Annotated in this window: 24 protein-coding genes and 1 other RNA gene; 6 read left to right on the top strand and 19 right to left on the bottom strand. The window is 46.1% G+C overall.

Annotated elements, in window-relative coordinates; genetic code table 11:
• Nucleotides 1–4: 4 nt before the first annotated feature.
• The 11 genes from murG to rsmI form a co-directional block, all read right to left on the bottom strand.
• Nucleotides 5–1,072 carry an undecaprenyldiphospho-muramoylpentapeptide beta-N-acetylglucosaminyltransferase gene (gene murG / locus VER99_RS02130; RefSeq protein WP_020335890.1) on the bottom strand — a complete coding sequence of 356 codons (1,068 nt, stop codon included), beginning with the start codon at nucleotides 1,070–1,072 and terminating at the stop codon, nucleotides 5–7.
• Complete coding sequence (gene ftsW / locus VER99_RS02125; RefSeq protein ID WP_014230801.1) at nucleotides 1,059–2,255, bottom strand: cell division protein FtsW; 1,197 nt, start codon at nucleotides 2,253–2,255, stop codon at nucleotides 1,059–1,061. Before ftsW ends, murG begins: the two co-directional genes overlap by 14 nt.
• A gap of 21 nt (nucleotides 2,256–2,276) precedes the next feature.
• On the bottom strand, nucleotides 2,277–3,590 hold the full coding sequence (gene murD, locus VER99_RS02120; protein ID WP_020335888.1) for a UDP-N-acetylmuramoyl-L-alanine--D-glutamate ligase: 1,314 nt from the start codon (nucleotides 3,588–3,590) through the stop codon (nucleotides 2,277–2,279).
• Between the two features lie 38 nt (nucleotides 3,591–3,628).
• On the bottom strand, nucleotides 3,629–4,711 hold the full coding sequence (gene mraY / locus VER99_RS02115; protein WP_014230799.1) for a phospho-N-acetylmuramoyl-pentapeptide-transferase: 1,083 nt from the start codon (nucleotides 4,709–4,711) through the stop codon (nucleotides 3,629–3,631).
• Nucleotides 4,711–6,075, bottom strand: a complete 1,365-nt coding sequence (locus tag VER99_RS02110) for a UDP-N-acetylmuramoyl-tripeptide--D-alanyl-D-alanine ligase (RefSeq protein WP_020335886.1) — start codon at nucleotides 6,073–6,075, stop codon at nucleotides 4,711–4,713. The genes mraY and VER99_RS02110 overlap by 1 nt, the downstream gene beginning before the upstream one ends.
• A complete protein-coding gene (gene murE / locus VER99_RS02105) occupies nucleotides 6,072–7,553 on the bottom strand; it encodes a UDP-N-acetylmuramoyl-L-alanyl-D-glutamate--2,6-diaminopimelate ligase (protein ID WP_020335885.1) in 1,482 nt (493 codons plus the stop codon). Before murE ends, VER99_RS02110 begins: the two co-directional genes overlap by 4 nt.
• Before the next feature lie 61 nt (nucleotides 7,554–7,614).
• Nucleotides 7,615–9,408, bottom strand: a complete 1,794-nt coding sequence (locus tag VER99_RS02100) for a peptidoglycan glycosyltransferase FtsI (protein ID WP_020335884.1) — start codon at nucleotides 9,406–9,408, stop codon at nucleotides 7,615–7,617.
• Entirely contained in the window at nucleotides 9,405–9,722 is a 318-nt protein-coding gene (gene ftsL, locus VER99_RS02095; protein ID WP_020335883.1) for a cell division protein FtsL, read from the bottom strand. The genes VER99_RS02100 and ftsL overlap by 4 nt, the downstream gene beginning before the upstream one ends.
• Before the next feature lie 5 nt (nucleotides 9,723–9,727).
• A complete protein-coding gene (rsmH, locus tag VER99_RS02090; protein WP_014230794.1) occupies nucleotides 9,728–10,678 on the bottom strand; it encodes a 16S rRNA (cytosine(1402)-N(4))-methyltransferase RsmH in 951 nt (316 codons plus the stop codon).
• Nucleotides 10,679–10,908: 230 nt separating this feature from the next.
• An RNA gene (rnpB, locus tag VER99_RS02085) (RNase P RNA component class A) lies at nucleotides 10,909–11,338 on the bottom strand.
• Between the two features lie 193 nt (nucleotides 11,339–11,531).
• Entirely contained in the window at nucleotides 11,532–12,395 is an 864-nt protein-coding gene (rsmI, locus tag VER99_RS02080; protein ID WP_020335881.1) for a 16S rRNA (cytidine(1402)-2'-O)-methyltransferase, read from the bottom strand.
• 68 nt (nucleotides 12,396–12,463) lie between these two features.
• On the opposite strand from rsmI, the gene VER99_RS02075 reads away from it, so the two are divergent.
• The 4 genes from VER99_RS02075 to VER99_RS02060 are packed head-to-tail and all read left to right on the top strand — an operon-like array spanning nucleotide 12,464 to nucleotide 15,914.
• Nucleotides 12,464–14,278 carry a penicillin-binding protein activator gene (locus tag VER99_RS02075; RefSeq protein ID WP_020335880.1) on the top strand — a complete coding sequence of 605 codons (1,815 nt, stop codon included), beginning with the start codon at nucleotides 12,464–12,466 and terminating at the stop codon, nucleotides 14,276–14,278.
• Nucleotides 14,262–14,630: a YraN family protein gene (locus VER99_RS02070; protein ID WP_020335879.1), complete on the top strand. Its 369-nt coding sequence runs from the start codon at nucleotides 14,262–14,264 to the stop codon at nucleotides 14,628–14,630. The genes VER99_RS02075 and VER99_RS02070 overlap by 17 nt, the downstream gene beginning before the upstream one ends.
• Nucleotides 14,631–14,633: 3 nt before the next feature.
• Entirely contained in the window at nucleotides 14,634–15,224 is a 591-nt protein-coding gene (locus VER99_RS02065) for a phosphoheptose isomerase (RefSeq protein ID WP_014230789.1), read from the top strand.
• Nucleotides 15,225–15,245: 21 nt separating this feature from the next.
• Nucleotides 15,246–15,914 carry a BON domain-containing protein gene (locus VER99_RS02060; RefSeq protein WP_020335878.1) on the top strand — a complete coding sequence of 223 codons (669 nt, stop codon included), beginning with the start codon at nucleotides 15,246–15,248 and terminating at the stop codon, nucleotides 15,912–15,914.
• A gap of 59 nt (nucleotides 15,915–15,973) precedes the next feature.
• Here VER99_RS02060 and sspB read toward each other — a convergent pair whose 3' ends face one another.
• From sspB to zapE, 8 genes are all read right to left on the bottom strand, one after another.
• Entirely contained in the window at nucleotides 15,974–16,456 is a 483-nt protein-coding gene (gene sspB, locus VER99_RS02055; protein ID WP_020335877.1) for a ClpXP protease specificity-enhancing factor, read from the bottom strand.
• 16 nt (nucleotides 16,457–16,472) lie between these two features.
• Nucleotides 16,473–17,108, bottom strand: a complete 636-nt coding sequence (gene sspA / locus VER99_RS02050; RefSeq protein ID WP_014230786.1) for a stringent starvation protein SspA — start codon at nucleotides 17,106–17,108, stop codon at nucleotides 16,473–16,475.
• 97 nt (nucleotides 17,109–17,205) lie between these two features.
• Entirely contained in the window at nucleotides 17,206–17,943 is a 738-nt protein-coding gene (locus tag VER99_RS02045) for a cytochrome c1 (protein ID WP_014230785.1), read from the bottom strand.
• Entirely contained in the window at nucleotides 17,940–19,205 is a 1,266-nt protein-coding gene (locus VER99_RS02040; protein WP_014230784.1) for a cytochrome b, read from the bottom strand. Before VER99_RS02040 ends, VER99_RS02045 begins: the two co-directional genes overlap by 4 nt.
• Entirely contained in the window at nucleotides 19,205–19,795 is a 591-nt protein-coding gene (gene petA / locus VER99_RS02035; RefSeq protein ID WP_014230783.1) for a ubiquinol-cytochrome c reductase iron-sulfur subunit, read from the bottom strand. Before petA ends, VER99_RS02040 begins: the two co-directional genes overlap by 1 nt.
• A 544-nt stretch (nucleotides 19,796–20,339) precedes the next feature.
• Nucleotides 20,340–20,732: a 30S ribosomal protein S9 gene (gene rpsI, locus VER99_RS02030; protein ID WP_014230782.1), complete on the bottom strand. Its 393-nt coding sequence runs from the start codon at nucleotides 20,730–20,732 to the stop codon at nucleotides 20,340–20,342.
• Nucleotides 20,733–20,747: 15 nt separating this feature from the next.
• Nucleotides 20,748–21,176, bottom strand: coding sequence for a 50S ribosomal protein L13 (gene rplM, locus VER99_RS02025; protein WP_005396465.1), 429 nt, complete (start codon nucleotides 21,174–21,176; stop codon nucleotides 20,748–20,750).
• A gap of 251 nt (nucleotides 21,177–21,427) precedes the next feature.
• A complete protein-coding gene (gene zapE / locus VER99_RS02020; protein ID WP_014230781.1) occupies nucleotides 21,428–22,531 on the bottom strand; it encodes a cell division protein ZapE in 1,104 nt (367 codons plus the stop codon).
• 195 nt (nucleotides 22,532–22,726) lie between these two features.
• On the opposite strand from zapE, the gene zapG reads away from it, so the two are divergent.
• Nucleotides 22,727–23,170, top strand: coding sequence for a Z-ring associated protein ZapG (gene zapG, locus VER99_RS02015; protein WP_014230780.1), 444 nt, complete (start codon nucleotides 22,727–22,729; stop codon nucleotides 23,168–23,170).
• Nucleotides 23,171–23,359: 189 nt separating this feature from the next.
• Nucleotides 23,360–24,727, top strand: coding sequence for a DegQ family serine endoprotease (locus VER99_RS02010; protein ID WP_014230779.1), 1,368 nt, complete (start codon nucleotides 23,360–23,362; stop codon nucleotides 24,725–24,727).
• Nucleotides 24,728–24,820: the final 93 nt, after the last annotated feature.

The raw sequence follows: 24,820 nt of genomic DNA, 5'->3' as shown, positions 1-24,820 counted from the left end.
TTCATTAACGCTTTTCAGTCAAAGCGACGATGGCTTGTGCGACAGTCTTGTCGGCGTCCAGTTTAGCGGCGCCACGTGCATGTTGAGCCATCTCTAGTAAAGTTTTGCGATCTAACTGCTGGATTTGCTCAGTGAGTGATTCAACCGTAAACACTGGTTGTTCAATCATTTTCGCCGCTCCGCATTCGACTAAGTGATCCGCATTGAGTGCCTGTTGGCGGTCTTTGTGCATAAACGGTACGAAAATAGCACCGACACCAGCAGCAGAAACTTCAGATACCGTCAAAGCGCCTGAGCGACACACTAACAGGTCAGCCCATGCATACGCTTCCGCCACATCATCAATAAATTCGGTCACTTCGGCATTAACCACATTGTGTTTCTGATAGGCGGCTTGCACCTCTTGTGCTGATCCTTTACCCGCTTGATGACGAATACAGTAGTGTTCACCTAAGTTAGCCATAACCTCAGGTAACGTTTGGTTAAGAATACGAGCGCCTTGGCTACCACCCATTACCAAAATCCGAATCGGTCCTTGGCGGCCTTGCATACGAAGTGCTGGTTCAGCCAGTTGAGTCACATCTTCACGTACAGGATTACCGACAACCTCAGCCTTGGGGAAAGCACCAGGAAAAGCCTGAAATACTTTTTTAGCGATCTTAGACAGCCATTGATTAGTCAAACCTGCAACGGCATTTTGTTCATGCAGCACAACCGGAATACCACTTAACCAAGCCGCAACGCCACCAGGTCCACTCACGTAACCACCCATGCCCAAAACCGCATCCGGCTTCCACTGTTTCATGTGAGTACGCGCTTGCATAATGGCATTGATAATTTGGAATGGCGCAGCCAGAAGACGCTTAACGCCCTGACCACGCAAACCTTTCACTTTGATGAAGTCGATTTCAATACCATGCTTAGGTACCAAATCCGCTTCCATTCGATCCGCCGTACCTAACCAGCGAATCTCCCAACCTTGTTCCTGCAATTGCTTAGCAACGGCAAGCCCCGGAAATACGTGACCGCCAGTACCACCAGCCATCACCATCAAACGTTTAGTTTTCTTCATTAGTTTGTTGTTCTGATTGTTGTTGCTCGCGTTTCAAGCGGCATTCGTGATCGATACGCAGCAATATGGATACTGCAACGGACATAATAATCAGACTGGAACCACCATAACTGATTAGCGGAAGGGTCAAACCTTTGGTTGGTACGATACCTGCGGCAGCGCCGACGTTAACCAGTGTCTGGAACGCGAACCAAATGCCAATACCGAACGCGAGGTAGCCACCAAAGATTTCGCCGTCTTCAAAAGCACGCTTACCAATGTAAACGGCTTTCAGTACCAGACTAAATATCAACATCAGCACCAGCACGACGCCGACAAAACCAAGTTCCTCGGCCAAAACGGCAAACACGAAATCAGTGTGCGCTTCTGGTAAGTATTCGAGTTTCTGAATAGAGTTACCCAGCCCTTGGCCAAACCATTCACCACGACCAAACGCCATCAAAGATTGAGTCAGCTGATAGCCACTGCCGAACGGGTCTTCCCAAGGATCGAGAAATGACGTTACGCGTCGCATACGGTAAGGCTCGACCAGAATCAAACCGACGACGGCGCCGATACCAGCGACCATCAGTGCAAGAAACTGGGTTAACTTTGCGCCCGCAATAAACAGCATGCCGAATAAGGTCACAAGCATTACCACAACCGTTCCCAAGTCTGGCTGTCCCAACAATAGTACGGCAAAAAATGCAAACACCATGATTGGCTTCATAAAGCCGCCAAAGAAGGTTTGACGCACTTCGTCTTGCTTTCGGACTAAATAGCCAGACATAAAGATAAACAGGGCCAGCTTCGCGACCTCGGCAGGCTGCAGGTTAAACAGCCCCAGAGGGATCCATCGAGAGGCACCATTTACAGACTTACCCGCTAGCAACACGATGATAAGCAACGTAAAAGAGAGCCAAAGCAAATAGTGACTGCGCTTGAACCACTCTTCCAAAGGAACTTGGAGAATCACCGCTGATGTGATCAACGCAAGCACAAGAAAAGTGGCGTGACGGAACATAAAATGAAAAGGCTGATCAGTCAGGCGTGAGCTTATAGGAAAAGAGGCCGACGTTACCATGATCAATCCCGTCAACATCAACCCCAACGCAATCCACACCAATTGGCGATCAAACAGAGCCTCTGGTGCAGGCTGCCTGAGCCAATTACTGATGTTGTGTTTAACGTTACCTAAACTCACGAAACGAGTGACCTTCAATTGTTATGCGTATTTTTTAGCAAGCGCGGCGAATACATCACCTCTTGCCATAAAGTTGTCGAATTGATCAAAGCTAGCACATGCAGGAGAGAGCATCACCATATCACCCGCTTTTAACTGTGAAGATATTTGCTGAATCACATCTTCCATCGTATCGAAACGAGTCGCAGATGGATGCAATGGTAAAAACTCATCACCATCTTTTCCAAAGCAGCACAACTGTAAATTGAGCGTCGCGAAAATCGGTTCTAATGGAGTGAAATCTGCGCCTTTACCAACACCACCAACCAGTAGATACAACTTGCCAGTCAGCTCCAACCCCGATAGTGCCGCCATAGTGCTCGCAATATTGGTTGCCTTGGAATCATTGACCCATTTAACACCTTGATTATCTTCAACAACCTGGCAACGGTGTGTCAGTCCGGTGTAATTTTTTAGTGTATTCAATGTGTTGTGACAATCAACACCCGCAGCCTTAAGCAGTGCTAATACAACCAGTACGTTCGCTAAATTGTGCTTACCGACAAGCTTGAGTTCATCACTGGCAATCACGCGCTGGCCGTGATCAAGTAACCAGGTTTTCTCACCATCGGTTTCTAAACCAAATGCTTGCTCATCGCAACCAAAGGTAACCCCAGGCATGTCATGATCTGGGAAGGTCTCCTGATCATCTCGATTCACTACCGCAAGCTCAGCATGATTAAAAATACGCAATTTTGCTGATCGGTAGTCGGCCATGCTTTCATAGCGATCCATATGATCTTCAGAAAGATTCAGAAACGCTGCCGCTTTTAACTTGAGGCTAGACGTGGTTTCCAGCTGGAAGCTAGAAAGTTCAAGCACATACAAGTCTGCTTCTTGATCAAGTAGATCGAGTGCAGGAACGCCAATATTTCCGCCAACACCAACGCTTAACCCAGCGGCTTTTGCCATTACGCCAGTCAAATCTGTTACCGTGCTTTTACCGTTTGAGCCGGTAATTGCAACGACGGGCTTAGTGACTGCCCAGGCAAACAGTTCAATATCACCGACAACGGGGGTTCCCTGGCCTAGTACAGACTGAATTTCAGGCGTCGCAAGTGCGATACCAGGGTTCGTCACCACCAAGTCAGCCTCTGCAAGCCACGCGGCATTCCAGCCACCGCTGTGCAGTTCAACCCCTTCAGGAAGGCGTTCAGCCCCCGGAGGATTAGCTCGAGTATCAATGACTTTAACCACCAGCTGTGGTTGATATTTTCTTAGGTGTTTAACGACAGAGAGCCCGGTAATACCGAGCCCTACGACGACAACACTATGTATGTTTTGCCAACGTTCCATATTTGTTCACACTGTAACTCTTGTCTGAGAAGGCGCGATTAACGCACCTTCAGTGTAGCTAGACCAATCAGAACAAGAACAATAGAAATAATCCAGAAACGCACGATAACACGAGGCTCTGGCCAACCTTTAAGTTCATAGTGGTGATGGATAGGTGCCATGCGGAAAATACGCTGACCACGTAGTTTGTAAGAACCCACCTGAAGAATAACCGACAGGGTTTCCATCACAAATACACCACCCATGATAACCAGTACAAATTCCTGACGAACCAATACTGCGATGGTACCTAGCGCACCGCCCAAAGCAAGTGAGCCTACATCGCCCATGAATACTTGCGCTGGGTAAGTGTTGAACCACAAAAAGCCAAGACCAGCACCAACAATCGCCGTACAGACGACTACAAGTTCAGAAGCGTGAGGAAGGTAAGGGATATGCAGGTATTCAGAGAAGTTAACGTTACCTGTCGCCCAAGAAATAACTGCAAAGCCTGCAGCTACCAGAACCGTTGGCATAATCGCCAAGCCATCCAGACCATCAGTCAGGTTTACCGCGTTACTCGTACCGACAATCACAAAATAAGTGAAGATAATGTATAACATGCCCATTTGCGGCATGACATCTTTAAAGAATGGCACCACAAGTTGAGTTGCAGCAGTATCTTTGCCGTAAGCGTAAAGCGCGAACGCCACCACAAATGCAATTAACGACTGCCAAAAGTATTTCCAGCGCGCGATCAAACCATCGGTATTCTTACGCACTACCTTGCGATAATCGTCGACAAATCCGACAGCACCATAGCCGAGTAGGACTGCAAGTACCGCCCAGACATAAGGGTTTGATAAATCGGCCCAAAGCAGAATGGTGATAGAAATTGCAGCCAAAATCATGATACCGCCCATGGTCGGCGTACCACGTTTACTAAAGTGGGATTCAGGGCCTTCGTTACGTACTACCTGACCGATTTGCAGCATTTGCAAACGCTTGATCATGATAGGTCCCATCCAAAGTGACAGGCCTAAGGCAGTTAATACACTTAATATTGCTCGAAAAGACAGGTATTCAAACAAGCGAAAAAAAGAAAAATATGGCTGTAGCAGCTCGGCAAGCCAGATAATCATTAAAAATACTCCTTCAAAGCAGCAGCGACTTCAAACATACGAGCACCGTTCGCTCCTTTAACCAACATAGTGTGGTTGTCAGAAACGGTTTGGTCTAGATGCTGCTTGATGTAGTCAATCATATCTTGATGTGTCTCAAAGTGGGTGCCGTCGCACAGGTCACTGATTACCTTTGCGTCCGCCCCATACGTGAGAACGTGTTCAAATTTTTGTGGGGCAGCATGTTCCCCGACTTGACGATGAAGTGCAAGACTTTCCTCGCCCAATTCAGCCATATTGCCTAAAATCAACCAACGTTGTCCCTTGAAAGCAGCCAATAAGTCCACTGCGGCTTTCATCGCGGGAACACTGGCATTATAGCTGTCATCAATCAGCTTGACAGATTGACTCAGTTGCTCAACGTCTACTCGGCCTTTTACCTTATTAAGATTCAGCAGGCCAGATTGAATTTCTTCAATCGATGCTCCCATTTGTAGAGTAATAATTGCAGCCGCAATCGCATTCGCAACATTGTGTTGACCAATAATACCGAGCGATAGTTCAATTTCTTGTCCATCTTCGGCTAGGTGCAGAGTGAAGCTGGCTTTACCTTCTTCATTCATTACTATATCGGAAGCATAGAAATCAGCTTGAGTGTTACTTTGCGAAAAAGTGATCACCTTCTTATCGGCAAGGACTGATTGCCATAACGCATCACCCTGACTATCCAGGTTAACAATTGCGACTCCGCCAGCTGATAAGCCTTGGTAGATTTCACCTTTCGCTTGCTTAACGCCTTCAATGGAACCAAATCCTTCAAGGTGTGCCGCTGCAACATTGTTGACCAGCGCGATATCCGGTTTCACTAATTGAGTGGTATAGGCAATTTCACCGATATGGTTAGCGCCCAGCTCAATGACGGCATAGTCATCGTCGGCTTGCGAACGTAAGAGCGTTAATGGCACACCGATATCGTTGTTGAAGTTACCAGCCGTAAACAACACCTGACCTTTCAACTGAAGAATGCTCGCCACCATTTCTTTTACTGTGGTTTTACCGCAGCTACCCGTAATAGCTACCGTTGGAGTTTGGCAAGATTGGTGAACCCAGGCTGCGATTTCACCCAAAGCAATTTTGCTGTCAGTGACCACCACTTGTGGGACACTCACATCGAGACGTTTTTGCACCAGCAGAGCACCTGCTCCAGCGTCAACTGCTTGCTGGCAGAAATCATGCGCATCAAATCGTTCACCCACTAATGCAACAAACAGGGAACCACTCTCGATTGTTCTCGTATCGGTTGAAACCGCCGCAATAGTGATGTCTTCACCGACTAATTCACCATGCGTAATTTCTGCAAGTTGAGATAAAGTTACTTTAATCATGATGACAGTCCTAATAGCTGCATTGCAGATTCTCTATCCGAATAATGGATCGTCTCGCCATTACGAATTTGATAGTCTTCGTGGCCTTTACCTGCCAACAAGATAATGTCTTGGGCTGAGGCATTGTCGAGCGCATATGACAAAGCCTTGAAGCGGTCATGCTGAACAATCGCCTCGTCTGGTTTCGATAATCCAGCCAGCATATCTTTAATGATGAGTTCAGGGCTTTCGCTGCGCGGGTTATCGTCAGTTAACACAACCTTATCACCCAAACGCTCTGCAATTTCAGCCATCATTGGACGTTTACCTGGATCACGATCTCCGCCACATCCGACGATCGCCCAGAGCTGACCGTCACAATGCACACGCAGCGCCTGCAACGCTTTTTCTAATGCATCCGGGGTGTGCGCGTAATCAACCACAACTTTGGCTCGGTTATCTGTCTGGAACAGTTCCATTCGGCCTAATACCGGCTGCAATTGATTCGCCGTCGCCAAAAGCGCTTGTTTGTCAAAACCTAAGCTTAGCAAAGTCGCAAACGCTAACATCAAGTTAGCCGCGTTGAACTCCCCAATCAAAGGTGCGTATAAGGTGCCGCTGCCAAACATACCGTCAAAATCGATAGTAATACCAGATTCTGCATACGTGACGTTGCTGGCCCATAATGCGTTTGTAAACTCAGTTGTCGGCACTAAAGAAACTGCAATCGGATTTGGAAGATCTTTAGCCCACGCTGCACCGACTTCATCATCAACGTTAATGATGGCTTTTTCACACTGGTGCTGGGTAAAGAGGCTAAATTTAGCGCTCGCGTAATCTTCCATCGTGCCATGATAGTCGAGGTGATCACGGCTCAGATTGGTAAACACGCCAGCCGAAAATGACAGAGCTTTCACTCGTCCTTGCACTAAGCCATGAGAAGAAACTTCCAGCGCCGTGTACTTCGCGCCCTGCTCAGCTAATGACGCAAGCGTATGTTGAATTTCCACCGCGTTGCCGGTGGTGTTCGCTGCTGCTTGCAAATTATCTAAGAAACCATTTCCTGTCGTCCCCATCACGGCCGCTTTCGAACCGATGAGTTCAATCCACTGCGCAATCAGTTGTGTGATGGTGGTCTTGCCATTGGTTCCTGTAACACCAATAAGATCCATTGTTGGATAGCGATAAAGTTGACCTGCCATTTCAGACAGACACTTATCCAAAGCACTCAAATAAATAACCGGAATGTCATCAACCCACTCTATGGTGCCATGCGTTTTGTTCTCACAGGCTTGTGCAATAACTGCATTCGCACCTTGCTGAATTGCCGCCGGAATAAACTTCCTTCCATCCACGACGTGCCCGACAATCGCAACAAAAGTGGTACCGGGTTGAACTCTTCGGCTGTCGAGTTCCAGTTCAGAGACAAGAACGGACGCTAAACTTGGGCAATCAACCCAAGAGGACAGCAATGCGTCCATACTGATGGCTTTAGTCATATTTGTTCTCCGAGCTTTGGCTCAGGTTTACTCAAGTTATTTGGCAGTAAGCTAACTTTGCTTACTGCTGGAATTTATTTTCATCTGGTGCCACGTTCAGGATCTGTAGCGCCCCTTTCATAATTTCAGAAAAGACCGGAGATGCCACAGAACCACCGTAGTAATCATCACCTTGCGGCTCATTGACGATCACAACGAGTGCGATTTTAGGGTCACTAACGGGGGCGAGACCTGCGGTGTAAGTAATGTACTCATCACTATATCCACCCGCAGAAGCTTTACGAGAAGTACCCGTTTTTGCCCCGATTCGATAGCCCGGCACGGCCGCACGGCGAGCGGAACCACCTTGCTGAGTTACCGTTTCCAGCATATTAAGTACCTGACGCGCATGCTCAGGGCTAACGACCTGGCGAGACATATTGTTGTCGTTACTTTTTATAATATGTATCGGCTCGTATTTACCAAGATTACCCAGCGTCGCGTACGCGTGAGCAAGCTGAATTGGTGTAATGGAAAGACCATACCCGAAAGAAATGGTCGCTCTTTCAATTGGTGACCAACGCGAACGACTAGGGAAAATACCTGTCACTTCACCCACCAGATTCAAGCCAGAAAGCTCACCAAAACCGACCGAACTGTATAAGCCCAGTAGCGCTTCAACAGGCATTTGCATCGCCAGTTTAGTCACACCGACGTTACTGGATTTTTTCAGGATCATCTCCAGGCTAGCTTTACCTACGGGAGAGACATCTTTTACCCGGCTTCCGCCTAATCGAAGCACACCGTTCCCTGTATCAACGATGGTATCAGTATCTGCGATGCCATTTTCTAACGCAGCCAGAATCACAAACGGCTTAATGGTCGAGCCCGGCTCCATCGAGTCGGTAATCACGCGGTTCCGCATTTTGTAACTTTGCCAATCACTACGATTATTCGGGTTGTACGATGGTGCATTAACCATCGCCAGTACCGCCCCCGTTTTTACGTCCAACATCACAACAGAGCCAGAGGTTGCGCGGTGGTCCGCCACGGACTGTTTAATGGCACGATAAGCAATGGCTTGTAAACGCTGGTCAATCGTCAGTTGCAACGACTTGCCTTCTTGCTTGTCCTGCCAGGCTATATTCTCTACCACTCGACCATAACGGTCTTTACGGATAGTTTTTTTACCTTCTTGGCCAGTCAGCCATTCATCATAGCTGCGCTCTACGCCTTCTAAACCATGGCCATCGATACCCGTTACTCCCACTAAGTGAGCACTAACCTCACCTGCCGGATAATAACGACGCGACTCAGATTTAAGCCCTACGCCCGGTAGTTTCAACTCACGGATGTAATTCGCCATGGCGGGACTTACCTGACGCTGCAGGTAAATGAAACGACGCTTTTCATTGCGCTTGATCTTGTCAATAAGACCTTGGCGCTCAACGCCAAGAACGTCCGCCAGCGCGTACCAACTTTGAGTCTGACTCAGAGCATTTTCTTTAAAGATGGTCGCCGGATCGGCCCAAACCGCTTCAACAGGTACACTGACGGCAAGAGGCTCTCCGTTTCTATCAGAGATAATGCCTCGTGCAGAAGGAATCGACTTAACTCGAACAGAACGAAGGTCACCTTGCTTGATCAGGTTATCAGGCTCGATGATTTGAATGTACGCCACACGCCCAATGAGGAGTGCAAACGCACAAAAGACGAAAAACAGTAACAGATGGAAACGCCAACGAATCAAAAATGACTCTTCTACCTCGACTTTTGCCGCTTTTTTTTCGATTTTCTTCTCATCGACTGCAGCTTTTGTTTTTGCGGGAACCTTCCGCTTATTTCCTTGTTTGGTACTGGTTTTCTTTCTAATCATTTTAGTGTGATAACCACTTCTTTATCGCCATCAGGTCGTTTCATTTCAAGCTCCTTTTTTGCAAGGTCTTGAACTCGACTGTGTTCTGCCAGGGCGGTTTCTTCCAACATCAGGTTGCGCCATTCGCTGTCTAGTCGCTCTCGCTCAACCAGAGTATGGTCTTTTTCGGTGATCGCTTGACGCGCATGGTGGGTAGCAAACACCACTCCCATTGCTGATGCCAGAATAAGAAGCAACAACAATAATGGCCAACGACCAACTGTGAATAAGTCCGTGGCAATCAACTTAGCAAGGTTAGGAGTGGATTTCGTCATAATAATTAAAGCTTTTCAGCAATTCTTAACACTGAACTGCGTGAACGAGGGTTTATGTCAATTTCTTGTTTACTTGGCTTAATCGCTTTGCCAATGGGTTTCATGTTCGCACTGCCCAGCTCTTTGATTTGAGCTTCGGTTAGTGGAATACCATGCGGGACTTCCGGCCCTTTGCTCTCTTTGCGAATAAAGCGCTTAACCATGCGGTCTTCCAATGAATGGAAGCTGATTACAGACAGACGCCCTTGTGGAGCAAGAATACTTGCCGCCCCTTTTAGCGCGGTATCGATCTCTTCTAACTCACTGTTGATGTAAATACGGAATGCCTGAAATGCACGTGTCGCAGGGTGTTTTTTCTCTTTAAAGCTTTTTGGCGCAGCTTCTGAAATTAGCTTCGCCAACTGGCCTGTACGAACCATTGGCTCGTTTTCTTCGTTTTCACGGTATTCCACAATCGCGCGCGCAATACGACGGGCGTGTTTGTCTTCACCAAATTCGCGAATAACCCAAGTGATGTCATCCAAATCCGCTTCCATTAGCCACTGAGATACCGGAATGCCCGTGGTTGGATCCATACGCATGTCCAGTGGGCCATCTTTCATAAAGCTAAAACCACGCTCAGCGTCATCTAGTTGAGGAGAAGATACGCCAAGATCTAGCAATACACCGTCTACTTTGCCAACCAGATCGTAGTCTTGTGCGTATTCAGCCATGCCAGAGAATGGACCATGAATAATGGTAAAACGAGGATCGTCAATCTTACCCGCTTCTGCGATTGCCTGTGGGTCGCGGTCAATACTGTAAAGTCGGCCGTTTTCACCTAGCTTAGATAAAATCGTACGGCTGTGACCGCCTCGGCCAAATGTTCCATCGATATAGATACCGTCAGGTTTGATAGCCAGGCCATCAATGGATTCATTTAATAACACGGAAATATGTTGAAAGGTTTCGGTCATAGCTTTCTCGTTGAATAATCTTGAAGCGATTTTTAGGGCGTGTTGTTCTCTCATGCTGATTTAATCAGCGAGTGAATAATAGTTCCTAGTGTACTGATTTCCCACATCATCGCCACCACAAGTCTAGAGTTAGACGTGATTTAACGCCAAGTTTATTGGTAATGACGCAGTCTGAGTCAATAAAATGCAAAAAACCCATCATTACTATAAAGTAATGATGGGTCTCGAATAGTTGGAGCCGACACATAAGCCGGGTTCTGTTCCGCTTGCGCGGCGGTAGCCATTCGTCTAGGCCAGCAATCACTCACTGGCTCGAGCAACCTACCCGCCTCCTTACGCGAGCAACGCAATGTGGAGGCCTATTTGGTCTTGCTTCAGGTGGAGTTTACCCTGCTACGAACTATTACTAGTCGCCCGGTGCGCTCTTACCGCACCCTTTCACCCTTACCTGATCCCTTACGGGCCATCGGCGGTCTTCTCTCTGCTGCACTTGTCGTAGGCTTGCGCCCCCCAGGCGTTACCTGGCACCTTGCTCTATGAAGCCCGGACTTTCCTCCCCTTTGTCAGTCTCCCGAAGGACGTCAACGTCAGTTTCCCGAAGGACCTCAACGTCAGTCTCCCGAAGGACATCAACAAAGCAGCGACTACCCAGTCAGCTCCGGAGCGGATTGTATAGAGTTCTCACTTCAGAGTCTAGTTAGATCACAGATATGATGTAAGGAATGCATCAAGTGGTGCTTTTTTGCTCTAACAACGCCCAGCATGACGTCGGTCCGCAGAAAAAAGGGCTAATGAAAATCATCAGCCCTAATCCATTTTGCTAGGTAAACCTGTTTAGACAGAAGTCGCCTGACTAATCCAGATTTTCTAAACCCCACTTATACAGAGCATTCTTTTTAAGGTTATGGATTTCTGCCACCAACGCTGCCGCCTTTTTGAGTGGCAACTCTTTGGTCAAAATACCCAGTGTGCGCAACGCGTCATCAGGCAAAGAGTCATCCGCAGTTTCACGATGGCCATGAATCAATAACACCATTTCTCCGCGCTGTTGGTTATCGTCGCTTTTCACCCACTCGATTAACTCTCCAAGCGGCATACCTTGAATAGTTTCAAACGTTTTGGTCAACTCTCGCGCCAAAACTACTTCTCGTTCAGGGCCAAGAACGTCTAACATATCTTGTAGAGAGTCTAAAATGCGATGTGGCGACTCATAAAAGATACAGGTGCGTTCTACCGATGCGATTTCTAAGAACTTGTCTTTACGTCCTTTGCTTTTAGGCGGTAGAAACCCTTCAAAACTGAAGCGGTCAGACGGCAAACCAGAAGCACTTAACGCCGTAATAACCGCGCACGCACCAGGAAGAGGCACAACTCTTACGCCCGCTTGACGACATTTTGTCACCAGATGGTATCCTGGATCGCTGATTAAAGGTGTACCCGCGTCAGAAACCAGAGCGATGGACTGGCCTGAAAGTAGCTTTTCTACCAAAACCTGTGCTTTTTGCTGTTCGTTGTGATCATGCAACGCAAAAGTTTTGGTTTGAATATTGAAGTGAGACAGTAATTTACCCGTATGTCGGGTATCCTCAGCAGCAATGATGTCCACATTCGACAGAACTTCGATAGCACGTTGGGTGATATCTGCTAAATTTCCGATTGGAGTCGGTACGATAAAGAGAGTTGGCCCCTCATTCGGCAAATTATTTTTATCTGTCATTTGTTTACCATCACTTCAACGATTAATATAAAGACAATTTTGTACAAAATTATAGAGAACTCACGGCAATGATTAACCATAAGAGACTCAGTGTACCACGCATACTCACTCCTGTTGCACTAGCAATTACACTCGCCGCCTGTTCTTCAGGTCCGAGACAACCTGATGGTGTAGATGTCACACTGGAGCCTACCCAGTCAGTGCAGAGCTACATGATTCAAGCTGACAGTTCGGAAGGCAGCGTGCAAAACGACTGGTTGATCATGGCAGCCAAAGCCGCAATTCAAGCCAACCAATTTGATCAGGCTGACCTGCTGATCACGCGACTTTCTCGCCAACAGTTGTCAGAAGTGCAACAGGCAGAGTGGCAACTGGCGCGAGCGACCATACAGCAAAAGCAAGGCAATTACTCTCAGTTACTTCAACTACTGAACTTTAAGCCTTGGTGGAAACTACCAAACGACCAATGGAAGGATTACTACGCGTTACGTGCAGACGCTTACCAAAGCCTGAACCAGTCATTTGAAGCAAACCGTGAACTGGTCATGCTAGGTCATTACTCTTCGTCTCCTGAGCAACGTGAGATTTCCAGCCGTATTTGGATGAACTTCGGTAGTTACTCAGAAGCAGAATTGTCGTCGCTAAGCACCGCTCCAAACGAAGAAGTTTTGAGTGGCTGGTTGCAACTGGCGATTTACTCTAAAGCCATGTCGGGTAACCTTTCTCAGCTAAGAAATACTCTGGATCGTTGGTTAACGGAAAACCCTTCACACCCGGCTGCGGTTTACACGCCTGAAGAAATTCAAAATATTCTGTCTCTCAACATTGTTAAGCCAAATAATACTGCGTTACTACTGCCGCTGACGGGGAAATTTGCGCCTCAAGCACAGCTGATCCGTGAAGGCTTCATGTTTGCGATGATGAATGATGAGAATCGTGACGAGAGCACAAGCTTAACCGTTATCGATACGCACGCGTACACTCCCGAGCAAATCAAGCAGCGCCTAATCAACGAGAATATTGATTTTGTTGTCGGTCCTCTGCAAAAAGAAAATGTGGAACTACTGCAAACTTCAATGGATGGCTCTGCAGCTGGCCCGACGATTCCAGCCCTAGCTTTGAACATTCCTGAAGAAATCCAACCGGGCAGTAATATCTGCTATCTGGCACTTTCTCCAGAGCAAGAAGTGGCTCAAGCAGCTAAATACCTGTTCAATCAAGGCTACAATTTCCCGCTAATTCTTGCGCCTAAAGGCAGTTACGGCGAGCGAGTAGTTGAAGCGTTTAATGAAGAGTGGAATAAATACAGCTCAAACAAAGTCGCAACCAGCTACTTTGGTGATAAACGCCAGCTGCAAAAAGACATCAATGACGTATTCGGCCTGCAGGAAAGTAAACAGCGTATCGCTCAGATGCAATCGCTGATGAAAATTAAACTTGAAACTCAGCCACGTAGCCGCCGCGACGTAGATGCGGTTTACATTGTAGCAAGAAGTTCAGAGCTGACTTTGATTAAACCATTTATCGAAGTCGCGATTAACCCGGACGCCAAGCCACCACAAATCTTCTCTAACTCTCGTAGTAATAGCGGTGGCGCAACGTACGATGATTTGACTGGCATTATTTACAGCGACATCCCGCTATTGATTGACCCAGATCCGACGGTTGCAGCTGAAATGAAAGAGCTGTGGGCAGAACAATCCAATATGGAAGTTCGCCTAAAAGCACTCGGAATGGATGCCTACAAGTTGATTGGCGAACTGCCTCAGATGAAGCTTGTTCCGGGGCTATCGATACGCGGTCAGACAGGTGTGTTGAGCCTCGACAACAACTGTGTTGTACAACGTGAGCTAAGTTGGACCGAGCGTGGGGCTCTTCAGTAAACGTCAGATAGGTAATCAATATGAAACCCTGGCCAAGCAATACTTGCTTCGCCAGGGTTTACGCTTTGTCGAGCAAAATTTTCTGACAAAAGTTGGCGAAATTGATTTAATCTTCCAACAAGGTGAAACTATCGTCTTCGTCGAAGTCAAATATCGCAACAACGATCGTTTTGGCTCGGCAGCGGAAATGGTCACTCACGCCAAAATGCGTAAGCTGATAAAAACCGCCAACATTTGGCTAAGCCGCCAAAAACAGTCCATACATACAATCGATTACCGGTTCGATGTTATCGCCATTCATGACAGTGGCCGAGATATTAACTGGATACAAAACGCAATATCTGAAGGATAAGCGATGCTAGATAGCATTAAAGACAGCTTTACAGAAAGTATTCAAATTCAAATTGCAGCTGCTGAAGCACTGCCAGACGCTATTACTCATGCGGCTCAAGCCATGGTTTCGAGTTTGCTTAATGGTAATAAAATCCTATGTTGTGGGAACGGTGGAAGTGCCGCAAATTCACAACAGTTTGTCTCTTGCCTTTTAAATCGCTTTGAGACAGAACGTCCAAGCCTGCCAGCGATGGCGCTGACCGCTGATAATACTACCCTTACAGCCGTTGCTAACGACTACCATTATCAGGAAATCTTCTCTAAGCAGGTCCGAGCGTTTGGCCAACCGGGTGATATTCTTCTGGCGCTGTCGACCAGCGGTAATAGCAAGAACATTATCAAAGCAATGGAAGCGGCGGTAACACGCGACATGACCATTATTGCTCTGACAGGCAAAGACGGCGGTGAAATGGCGGGGTTACTGGGTGAAAATGACGTCGAGATTCGAATTCCGTCTCATCGTACGGCACGCATTCATGAGGTTCACATGGTGACCTTACATTGCTTATGTGACCTTATAGACCAAGTACTTTTCCCTGCTCACGAAGAATAACTCAGATTGAGAGTCAGAATCATGCTACGTAGCCTCATCCTTTTACTTACCGTGTTTAATCTCAGTGGTTGTGCGGGTTTGTTCATTGCTGGCGCCGCAACGACAGCCAATATCGTCACGGACACCCGTACTACCAAACAGATCTGGCAAGATAACAACATTGAGTTTGAAGTCGCCGCCATTGGTAATAAACAGCCATTCAAAGGCCAGGCTCGTGTTTTTGCCAGCTCATACAATGGTACCGTGGTGCTGATGGGTCAGGCTCCAACTCAGGACTTAATCAGTGATCTTGAGAAAAGAACTCGTGCAGTCACCGGCGTGAAAGTGATTCACAACCAAATGAAGCAAAAAGAGCCGCTGACAGTAACTCAAATCAGCAATGACAGCTGGATCACCACGAAAGTAAAATCCTCACTGCTTACTGATGAGCAGCTTAATGCTGTTAAAGTGAAAGTGATTACTGAAGATAGTGAAGTTTTTCTGTTTGGCTATGTAACAGAAGCACAGAGTCAGAGAGCAATAGAAATCGCACGTAACGTCTCTGGTGTAAAGCAAGTCATTAATGGGTTCCAGTACGGAAAGACAGAGCCCGTTGAAGTTGACTTACCGAATAGTGGTACACAGCCAATTCAAAGTGACACAGACGAAGATAACGAAGAAAATGTTGAAGTGTTCACGATAACTCAGTGATTACTAAAGCATCAACTCAAGTATCAAGCAATAAAAAAGCAGCGGAATCGCTGCTTTTTTTATTTAATAACTCTTAAGCTTGGTTTGCCTTTCGGACGAGGTGCTTCACTTTCGCTGTCACCTGATTCCGAGTCCGCAACTTGAGCGTCATCACTAACCGTAGTAAACGACGGAGATTGCTCTTCTTCCATCGTTTCTTCTTCGATATTGGTATAAGCCTCTTCAGGTTCAAACATCGTACCTGCACCATTTTCACGTGCGTAGATAGCTTGAACCGCATAAACAGGCACAATTACTGAGTGCGGACGACCGCTAAAACGAGCATGGAAAGTAATCGCATCATTGCCCAACTCAAGATTACCAACGGCACGAGGGGCAATATTCAGGATAATCTGACCATCTTGAATAAACTCAACAGGTACACGTACACCTGGCATGGTTGCATCAACAACCAAATGAGGAGTTAAGTCATTGTCTACCAGCCAATCATAAAATGCTCGAAGCATATACGGGCGGCGGGCAGTCATTTTTGCAATATCCATAATGTATCTAAATCGCTTAACGAACTAGACGCATTTCACGTTCAGCTTCAGTCAAAGAAGCAAGGAATGAATCACGTTCAAATACGCGGTTCATGTAAACCTTGATCTCTTTAGAGCCAGGACCAACAAGCTCAATACCAAGTTGAGGTAAACGCCACAACAATGGTGCCAAGTAACAATCGATCAAGCTGAATTCTTCACTCATGAAGTACTCATATTCAGCAAAGATTGGCGCTAGAGTCAGAAGATCGTTACGAAGTTTCGTACGCGCTTTTTCCGATTCTTCAGCGTTACCTTTCATTACTTTTTCAGCTAGTGAGTACCAATTACGTTCGATACGGTACATCATCAAACGGCTGTTACCACGGGCAACAGGGTAAACCGGCATTAGAGGTGGATGAGGAAAACGCTCGTCCAAGTACTCCATGATAATTTTTGAATCGTAAAGCGCAAGCTCACGATCCACAAGAGTTGGCACTGATTTATATGGGTTTAGCTCGATAAGTTCAGCAGGAAGGTTAGCTTCATCAACAAGCTCAACTTCAACACTTACACCTTTTTCAGCCAGTACAATGCGAACCTGATGGCTATACAAATCTGATGCACTTGAGAAAAGAGTCATCACAGAACGTTTATTGGCAGCTACAGCCATGGAGCCCTCCAGTACACTTACAAATAAAAACAATGGAGGCTAAGCCTCCATTGTACAGTCAATTAAAATTGGGAATTAGCACGATATTTTAGCACAATTAATGCACATCACGCCAATACTCTTTCTTAAGCAACACAACGATGATAGTCAGGATGACTAAGAAGCCCATCACCCACCAACCAATTGCGTGACGCTCTAGTTGTACCGGGTCACCAGAGTAAACCAGGAAGTTAACCAGATCACCCACAGCTTTGTCGTATTCGCCTGTGCTTAGTTCGCCAGTACCATCCGTTTCAGTACCAATAACAACTTTAACTTCTTCACCATCAACGTGGTGAGTCTCGTAGACTGGTGTTGGGATACCTTGCAGCTCTTCGAGAACATGTGGCATACCAACACTTGGGAATACAATGTTGTTTACGCCAAACGGACGTGATGGATCCACATAGAACGAACGTAAGTAAGTGTATAACCAATCCGCACCACGAACTCGAGCAACCAGCGTCAAATCTGGCGGTGGAGCACCAAACCAGTTTGCCGCTTGCTTAGGTGGCATAGAGTTAACCATCAGATCACCGATTTTCGCTTCTGGATTGAAAATCAGGTTCTCTTTCATTAAGTCTGTTGGAATTTCCAAATCTGTTGCGACACGCTCATAACGCTGGTACTGCGTAGAGTGACAGCCGAAACAGTAGTTCATGAATAACTTCGCGCCGTTTTGCAGCGAAGCTTTATCCGACAGGTCCACGTGTGCTTTATCAAGCGGCACACTGGCCCCCGCTGCCATCGCTAGAGATGGCAACATAGCAAATAGAATTACAATCCACTTCTTCATTTGAATGTCACCCTCTCTGGTAATGGTTTAGTTGCTTCATTTTTGCTGTAGAAGAACAGCAGTACAAAGAACATGAAGTAACCCAAACTAAAGATTTGTGCTAGTAGTGTGTATGTTGGCGTTGCTGGTAACGCACCCAAAATACCTAGCGCAATGAAGCTGATAGTGAATTGGATAATATTCAACAGATGAAGTTTGCTACGGTAACGGTAAGAACGCACTTTACAACGGTCTAACCACGGTAGTACAAACAGAACTGCAATCGAAGCACCCATCAGGATTACGCCCAACAGCTTGTCTGGAACCGCACGCAAGATTGCATAGAACGGTGTGAAGTACCATACAGGCGCGATGTGCGCAGGTGTCTTAAGCGGGTTCGCTGCTTCAAAGTTAGGCGGCTCAAGGAAGTAACCACCCATTTCTGGGTTGAAGAACAACACGTAACAGAAGAAGAACAAGAAACCAGCTACACCCACCAAATCTTTTACCGTACCGTAAGGGTGGAACGGAATAGAGTCGATGATGTCGTATTTCTTCGAGTAGTAATCGTGGAACTTGAATTGCGTTTGGTAATCATCGCCCATAGTGCCTTTCGGTAGTTTAGTCTCGATACCGTCAGGGTTGTTTGAGCCAACTTCGTGCAGTGCCAATACGTGAAGTACGATAAGCAGTAGCAGTACGATTGGTAACGCAATAACGTGAAGCGCGAAGAAACGGTTCAACGTTGCACCAGAGATGATGTAGTCACCACGGATCCAAAGAGTTAGATCATCGCCAATAACAGGAATCGCACCAAATAGAGAAATGATTACCTGTGCACCCCAGTATGACATCTGACCCCATGGTAATAGGTAACCCATGAAAGCTTCAGCCATAAGAACCAAGAAGATCAACATACCGAAGATCCACAGTAGTTCACGAGGCTTTTGGTACGAACCGTAGATCAGACCACGGAACATGTGTAGGTATACAACCACGAAGAATGCTGAAGCACCGGTAGAGTGCATGTATCGCAACAACCAACCGTACTCAACATCACGCATGATGTATTCGATAGAAGCAAATGCACCTTCGCCAGAAGGAACGTAGTTCATCGTTAACCAAATACCCGTTAGGATTTGGTTGACAAGAACCAACATAGCCAGAGAACCAAAAAGGTACCAAAAGTTGAAGTTCTTCGGCATTGGGTATTCAGATAAATGCTTTTTATAAGCATTCATGGCTGGAATACGTTTTTCTACCCAGTCTAACATTGCTTGCATTATGCATCCCCCTCATCAACACCAACTATGAGCTTCGTGTCACTCAGATACATGTGCTTAGGAATCACAAGGTTCAACGGCGCAGGAACACCCTGGAACACTCGGCCAGCCATATCAAACTTAGAGCCATGACATGGACAGAAGAAGCCAGATTTCACACCCTGAACTTGCTCTGAGAAAGAATCAGGCAGGTAGCTAGGTGAACAGCCTAAGTGAGTACAGAAACCAACTGCAACAAAGAACTCCGGCTTAATTGAGCGGTACTCATTCTGAGCGTAAGCAGGTTGCTGCTCCATTTCAGACTTAGGATCACGAAGTTTATCGTCGATAGTTTTGAGGTTATCTATCACTTGCTGAGTACGGCGTACAATCCATACAGGTTTACCCTGCCACTCAACACGAACCAATTGGCCCGGTTCGATTTTACTGATATCCACTTCCACCGGTGCACCAGCAGCTTTTGCTTTAGCACTCGGATTCCATGATTTTATAAAAGGAACGGCGACGGCAGCTGCCCCTAACCCACCCACAACTGCCGTTGTAGCGGTTAGAAAACGCCTGCGACCGTTATTTAAAGGCGCGTTGCTCATCCAAACATTCTCCCATTTGCTCCCTTGGATCGTTATTATTCCGCTTATAAGAGCATGGCTAACACATAATGAATTTCGTTATATTTATTGGGAGGAAATGATAAAGAAAACCCTACTTTTTGACAAGATAAAGCTACCTTTTTGTAACATTTGTGAGGCAAATCGCCCGTGTCGTCACAAAAGCAGTAAAATAATAAATGTTTGATGTGATTTGTAACAAGAAAGCGAAAGGAAGAGACACGAAATAACGAGGTTTATCCCTTTTATATCGGTTGTTTTCAGTAAATTAAGTCTGCTGAAGAAGAAATAAAATAGCCGGACTAATGACGAGAGTTATTAAAATTTTGTAGCACATGAAATTAAGAAAAAACTTAATAATGGCTCAGCTAAATATTGCGTGGGTATTAAGTTAGGTCCGGGATAAAAATATCAAATTAATAGCGTATTTTTCAGCCGTATAAAAAACAAAAAGCTCGGCATATAGCCGAGCTTTTGGTGCACAGTATCCAGAATAACTCTGGAAAGCATAATTCCCGTAAGGAAATTAACGCTTAGAGAACTGTGGACGACGACGTGCTTTACGTAGACCAACTTTCTTACGTTCAACGCAACGAGCGTCACGAGTAACGTAACCAGCTGCACGTAGAGCAGGACGTAGAGACTCATCGTATTCCATAAGCGCGCGAGTGATACCGTGACGGATAGCACCAGCTTGACCAGAAATACCGCCGCCTTTAACTGTTACGTAAAGGTCTAGCTTGTCAGTTAGTTCAACTAGCTCTAGAGGTTGTTGTACAACCATGCGTGCTGTTGGACGACCGAAGTATTCGTCAAGGTTACGCTTGTTTACTACAATGTTGCCGCTGCCTGGTTTGATGAAAACACGCGCAGCTGAGCTTTTGCGACGGCCAGTGCCGTAGTATTGATTCTCTGCCATTTTCGAAATCCCCAATTAGATGTCTAGTACTTGTGGTTGTTGAGCAACATGGTTGTGCTCAGCGCCTGCGTAAACTTTAAGCTTACGGTACATAGCACGGCCTAGAGGACCACGTGGAAGCATGCCTTTAACTGCAAGCTCAAGAACCATCTCAGGTTTACGATCGATCAACTTTTCAAAAGTGATAGATTTTAGACCACCTGGGAACTCAGAGTGACGGTAGTACACTTTGTCTTTAGCTTTGTTACCAGTTACAGCAACTTTCTCAGCGTTGATAACGATGATGTAGTCACCAGCGTCAACGTGAGGAGTGTATTCAGCTTTATGTTTGCCACGTAGGCGAGATGCAATTTCACTTGCTAGACGGCCAAGAGTTTTACCTTCAGCGTCTACAACGTACCAGTCGCGTTTTACAGTTTCTGGTTTAGCAACGAAAGTTTTCATGCTAATAATAACCCGTTAATTAAAATTTAAACTTTAAAGGAACACCCTTTTGGTGCTCCCACACTGTCTAAGAGCCCAGTCATCACCCCTTCGAGTCGGTGGTACTCTCGACCTTCATTGTCGAAATAACTTCGATAATCAGGTCTGCAGTAACGGTGGGTCGCAGGATTATAGAGAAGACCGAAGAAAAAATCACCTTTTTTTGCGCCAAATCACTAATTTTTTCTTCAGTTTTTTTGAAACAAGTAGATTTAAGCCAAATGCTCTCTTGCGAGATACTCATGACTCTGCATCTCAGTTAAACGAGATAGACAGCGCTTAAATTCAAATTCAAGCTGGCCTTGAGTATATAAGCTATCCATCGGCACTTCCGCAGAAATAATGAGCTTAACATGTCGCTCATAAAACTCATCGACCAGAGCAATAAAACGTCTCGCTGCGTCGTCTATTTTGCCGCTCATCTGCACAACATCAGCCAGCAATACGGTGTGATAAATGCGTGAGAGTTCTATGTAATCATTCTGGCTTCGAGTCGTTTGACATAACTGAGCAAAAGAAGCATGCAATACACCGTCGCTGGCTTCGATAACCTCGATATTACGGTGGTTAATTTCTATCTGATGCGCCACGTGCTGCCGCTCACCTGTCAGTTGCTGGTAGTACTTATTCAGGTTAATGGTCGCTTGTTCGTCTAAAGGATGATGATAGATTTCTGCCTGCTCGAGCGTTCTTAAACGGTAATCCACTCCACTGTCGACATTCAAAACATCGCATCGAGCCAAAATCATATCGATTGCAGGCAAGAATCGCGCTCGCTGTAAACCGTTACGGTACAAATTTTGCGGTTCAATATTCGACGTCGCAACTAAGATCATCTGACGCTTAAACATTTCTTGTAGCAATGTAGCCAGAATCATTGCATCGGTAATATCAGAGACAAAGAATTCATCAAAGCACACCACGTCCGCTTCTTTTTTAAACTTGTCAGCCACTTTCGATAATGGGTTTTCAACATCACCCAGTTGCTTCAGTTCATCGTGTACTCGGTACATAAAGCGATGAAAATGCACTCGCATCTTTCTTTCTGTTGGCAACGCATCAAAAAAAGCATCCATCAAATAGGTTTTACCTCGACCGACCCCTCCCCAAAAATACAAACCTTTCGGAGGTTCAGGCAATTCAACCTTTTTACCCATGAGTTTTTGCCATTTGGAAAGTTGAGGTACAGGTGCAGACTGAAAATTGACAATAGCGTGGTAGAGCTTATCCAAAGCAGTTACTGCCTGATGTTGGGCTTCATCACGCTGGAATCCATGTTCTGCTATATCTTTTTGATATCGTTGTAGTGGTGTCATCGCATTAAGTCGTTTTAGAGGTACAAAGGAAAGTGTCACCTCGGGGGCAATGTCTGATTACAGAGAATTAGTTATCAGTCCCCGAAGACATACTGCTATTTTTCTTTATCGGCTGTTCAAGCCATAGTAACATGGACGAGCACCGCGTGTAACTAAGTAGTAAAAGACTTGTTAAAACAAATATAAGGAGCAGTTATGCCTTGGATTCATGCCATTGTGGGTTTGCTGGTCGGTACAATCGTAGGCGTAGTCATTAGTAGACTAACCACACCTGAATACAAAAAACAGAAGTCTGTACAGAAAGAATTAGAGTCGGCGAAGTTTGAACTAGAGCAACAACGCCAAGAGCTCGTTGACCACTTTGCCCAAACCGCAGAAATGTTGGATACCCTAGGTAAAGATTACACCAAGCTGTATCAGCATCTAGCGAAGACGTCTTCAGAACTTTTGCCTAATCTACCTGAGCAAGATAACCCGTTTGATAAGAAGACAGCGATGGCTTCAGAGCAGATCAAAGAAGATCAGCCAAATGTCAACGAACAACCTAAAGACTACGCCAATGGCGCAACAGGTCTTTTAAAAGATCAAGAGAAAGAAGTAATTACAGCACCTGAAGCGGTCACCGCCAAAGCATCATAACACCTCTTATCTCCCCTATCAGGCCGATACAAATCTCATTTTGTATCGGCCCTTTTTGAACTTTTCTGAAACAGCCATCTCTAACTTACTTGTGAACTGCTACCCCTTTTGATTATCCCAACTAATCCCTATATTACTAACAGTTAGGATATTTCTTTTTGGCAGACATGTTTCAAGAGGAGTTATTGGATGAAAAAACCACTGCTTGCACTGACCGTTCTATCTCTAAGTTTGAGTTCTATCTTCACGCCAATCCAGGCGACGGCAGCCTTGCCGCTCAGCATGGATGGTCAGCAACTACCTAGCCTCGCACCAATGCTGGATAAAGTGACCCCAGCGGTAGTCAGCATTGCGGTAGAAGGCAAACAGGTGCAAACCAGCCGTATTCCAGAGCAATTTCAATTTTTCTTTGGCCCAGATTTTCCAATGGAACAAACGCGAGAGCGCCCGTTCCGTGGTTTAGGGTCAGGTGTCATCATTGACGCGAACAAAGGTCATATCGTAACGAACTATCACGTAATAAAAGGGGCGGATGAGATTCGAGTACGCTTATATGACGGACGAGAGTATGACGCCGAATTAGTCGGTGGTGACGAAATGGCCGATGTGGCACTGCTCAAATTGGAAAAAGCAAAGAACCTGACACAAATTAAAATTGCCGACTCCGACAAGTTGCGCGTCGGTGACTTTACCGTTGCGATTGGTAACCCGTTTGGTCTGGGTCAAACCGTCACTTCAGGTATTGTTTCCGCACTTGGCCGTAGCGGCTTGAATGTTGAAAACTTCGAGAACTTCATTCAAACCGATGCAGCGATTAACAGCGGCAACTCAGGTGGTGCCTTGGTCAACTTAAATGGTGAGCTGATCGGCATCAACACCGCTATTTTGGGTCCAAATGGTGGTAACGTCGGCATTGGCTTTGCGATTCCTTCCAACATGATGAAAAACCTTACCGAGCAAATTTTAGAGTTTGGTGAAGTGAAACGCGGTATGTTGGGTGTTCAAGGCGGCGAAGTCACGTCGGAGCTAGCAGAGGCACTCGGCTACGAGTCCAGCAAAGGCGCATTTATTGGTCAAGTAGTGCCTGACAGCGCTGCTGATAAAGCGGGCTTGAAAGCAGGTGATATCATCGTTTCCGTGAATGGTAAGTCGATTGACACCTTCTCTGAGCTACGTGCCAAAGTCGCAACATTAGGTGCAGGTAAAAAGATCACGCTCGGTGTGGTGCGTGATGGTAAAAACGAAACCTTTAATGTGACGCTTGGTGAGTCAACCAATATCAAAGCGAAAGCAGAAACCCTGCATGATGGTCTAAAAGGGGCTGAGTTAAGTAACACAAATCCGAGTGACTCCGTTCAAGGTGTGAAGGTGACAAGCGTTGCTGAAAACTCACCTGCAGCTCAATACCAGTTGCAAGAAGGTGACATCATCATCGGAGTTAACCGTCAGCGCGTGAAAAACCTTGCTGAACTTCGAGCCATTGTTGATAAGCAAAAAGGCGTACTCGCACTCAACATTCAGCGCGGAGACCGTACCATTTATCTGGTAATTCGATAACAGTATTGGCCCAAAGGTGGTTAAGTAAAAGTGCTTTGGATACACAACATTCGGTGACAGAGCTCTAATACTTTGACGAACTTTTAGTCGGAC

Origin of the sequence: Vibrio natriegens NBRC 15636 = ATCC 14048 = DSM 759 (genome assembly GCF_035621455.1) — a bacterium.
GTDB lineage: Bacteria > Pseudomonadota > Gammaproteobacteria > Enterobacterales > Vibrionaceae > Vibrio > Vibrio natriegens.
The sequence above is the reverse complement of the archived record's forward strand: the minus strand, read 5'-3'. Positions and strand labels throughout refer to the sequence as shown.

Coding starts and splice junctions, on each gene's coding strand:
- sspA (WP_014230786.1), bottom strand. CDS start 17,108: ATGGCTGTAGCTGCCAATAAACGTTCTGTGATGACTCTTTTCTCAAGT.
- VER99_RS02100 (WP_020335884.1), bottom strand. CDS start 9,408: ATGATTAGAAAGAAAACCAGTACCAAACAAGGAAATAAGCGGAAGGTT.
- zapG (WP_014230780.1), top strand. CDS start 22,727: ATGCCTTGGATTCATGCCATTGTGGGTTTGCTGGTCGGTACAATCGTA.
- ftsL (WP_020335883.1), bottom strand. CDS start 9,722: ATGACGAAATCCACTCCTAACCTTGCTAAGTTGATTGCCACGGACTTA.
- sspB (WP_020335877.1), bottom strand. CDS start 16,456: ATGGATATTGCAAAAATGACTGCCCGCCGCCCGTATATGCTTCGAGCA.
- VER99_RS02045 (WP_014230785.1), bottom strand. CDS start 17,943: ATGAAGAAGTGGATTGTAATTCTATTTGCTATGTTGCCATCTCTAGCG.
- VER99_RS02010 (WP_014230779.1), top strand. CDS start 23,360: ATGAAAAAACCACTGCTTGCACTGACCGTTCTATCTCTAAGTTTGAGT.
- rpsI (WP_014230782.1), bottom strand. CDS start 20,732: ATGGCAGAGAATCAATACTACGGCACTGGCCGTCGCAAAAGCTCAGCT.
- rsmH (WP_014230794.1), bottom strand. CDS start 10,678: ATGACCGAAACCTTTCAACATATTTCCGTGTTATTAAATGAATCCATT.
- zapE (WP_014230781.1), bottom strand. CDS start 22,531: ATGACACCACTACAACGATATCAAAAAGATATAGCAGAACATGGATTC.
- VER99_RS02075 (WP_020335880.1), top strand. CDS start 12,464: ATGATTAACCATAAGAGACTCAGTGTACCACGCATACTCACTCCTGTT.
- murD (WP_020335888.1), bottom strand. CDS start 3,590: ATGGAACGTTGGCAAAACATACATAGTGTTGTCGTCGTAGGGCTCGGT.
- murG (WP_020335890.1), bottom strand. CDS start 1,072: ATGAAGAAAACTAAACGTTTGATGGTGATGGCTGGTGGTACTGGCGGT.
- murE (WP_020335885.1), bottom strand. CDS start 7,553: ATGACTAAAGCCATCAGTATGGACGCATTGCTGTCCTCTTGGGTTGAT.
- petA (WP_014230783.1), bottom strand. CDS start 19,795: ATGAGCAACGCGCCTTTAAATAACGGTCGCAGGCGTTTTCTAACCGCT.
- VER99_RS02110 (WP_020335886.1), bottom strand. CDS start 6,075: ATGATTAAAGTAACTTTATCTCAACTTGCAGAAATTACGCATGGTGAA.
- VER99_RS02065 (WP_014230789.1), top strand. CDS start 14,634: ATGCTAGATAGCATTAAAGACAGCTTTACAGAAAGTATTCAAATTCAA.
- VER99_RS02060 (WP_020335878.1), top strand. CDS start 15,246: ATGCTACGTAGCCTCATCCTTTTACTTACCGTGTTTAATCTCAGTGGT.
- rsmI (WP_020335881.1), bottom strand. CDS start 12,395: ATGACAGATAAAAATAATTTGCCGAATGAGGGGCCAACTCTCTTTATC.
- mraY (WP_014230799.1), bottom strand. CDS start 4,711: ATGATTATCTGGCTTGCCGAGCTGCTACAGCCATATTTTTCTTTTTTT.
- VER99_RS02040 (WP_014230784.1), bottom strand. CDS start 19,205: ATGCAAGCAATGTTAGACTGGGTAGAAAAACGTATTCCAGCCATGAAT.
- rplM (WP_005396465.1), bottom strand. CDS start 21,176: ATGAAAACTTTCGTTGCTAAACCAGAAACTGTAAAACGCGACTGGTAC.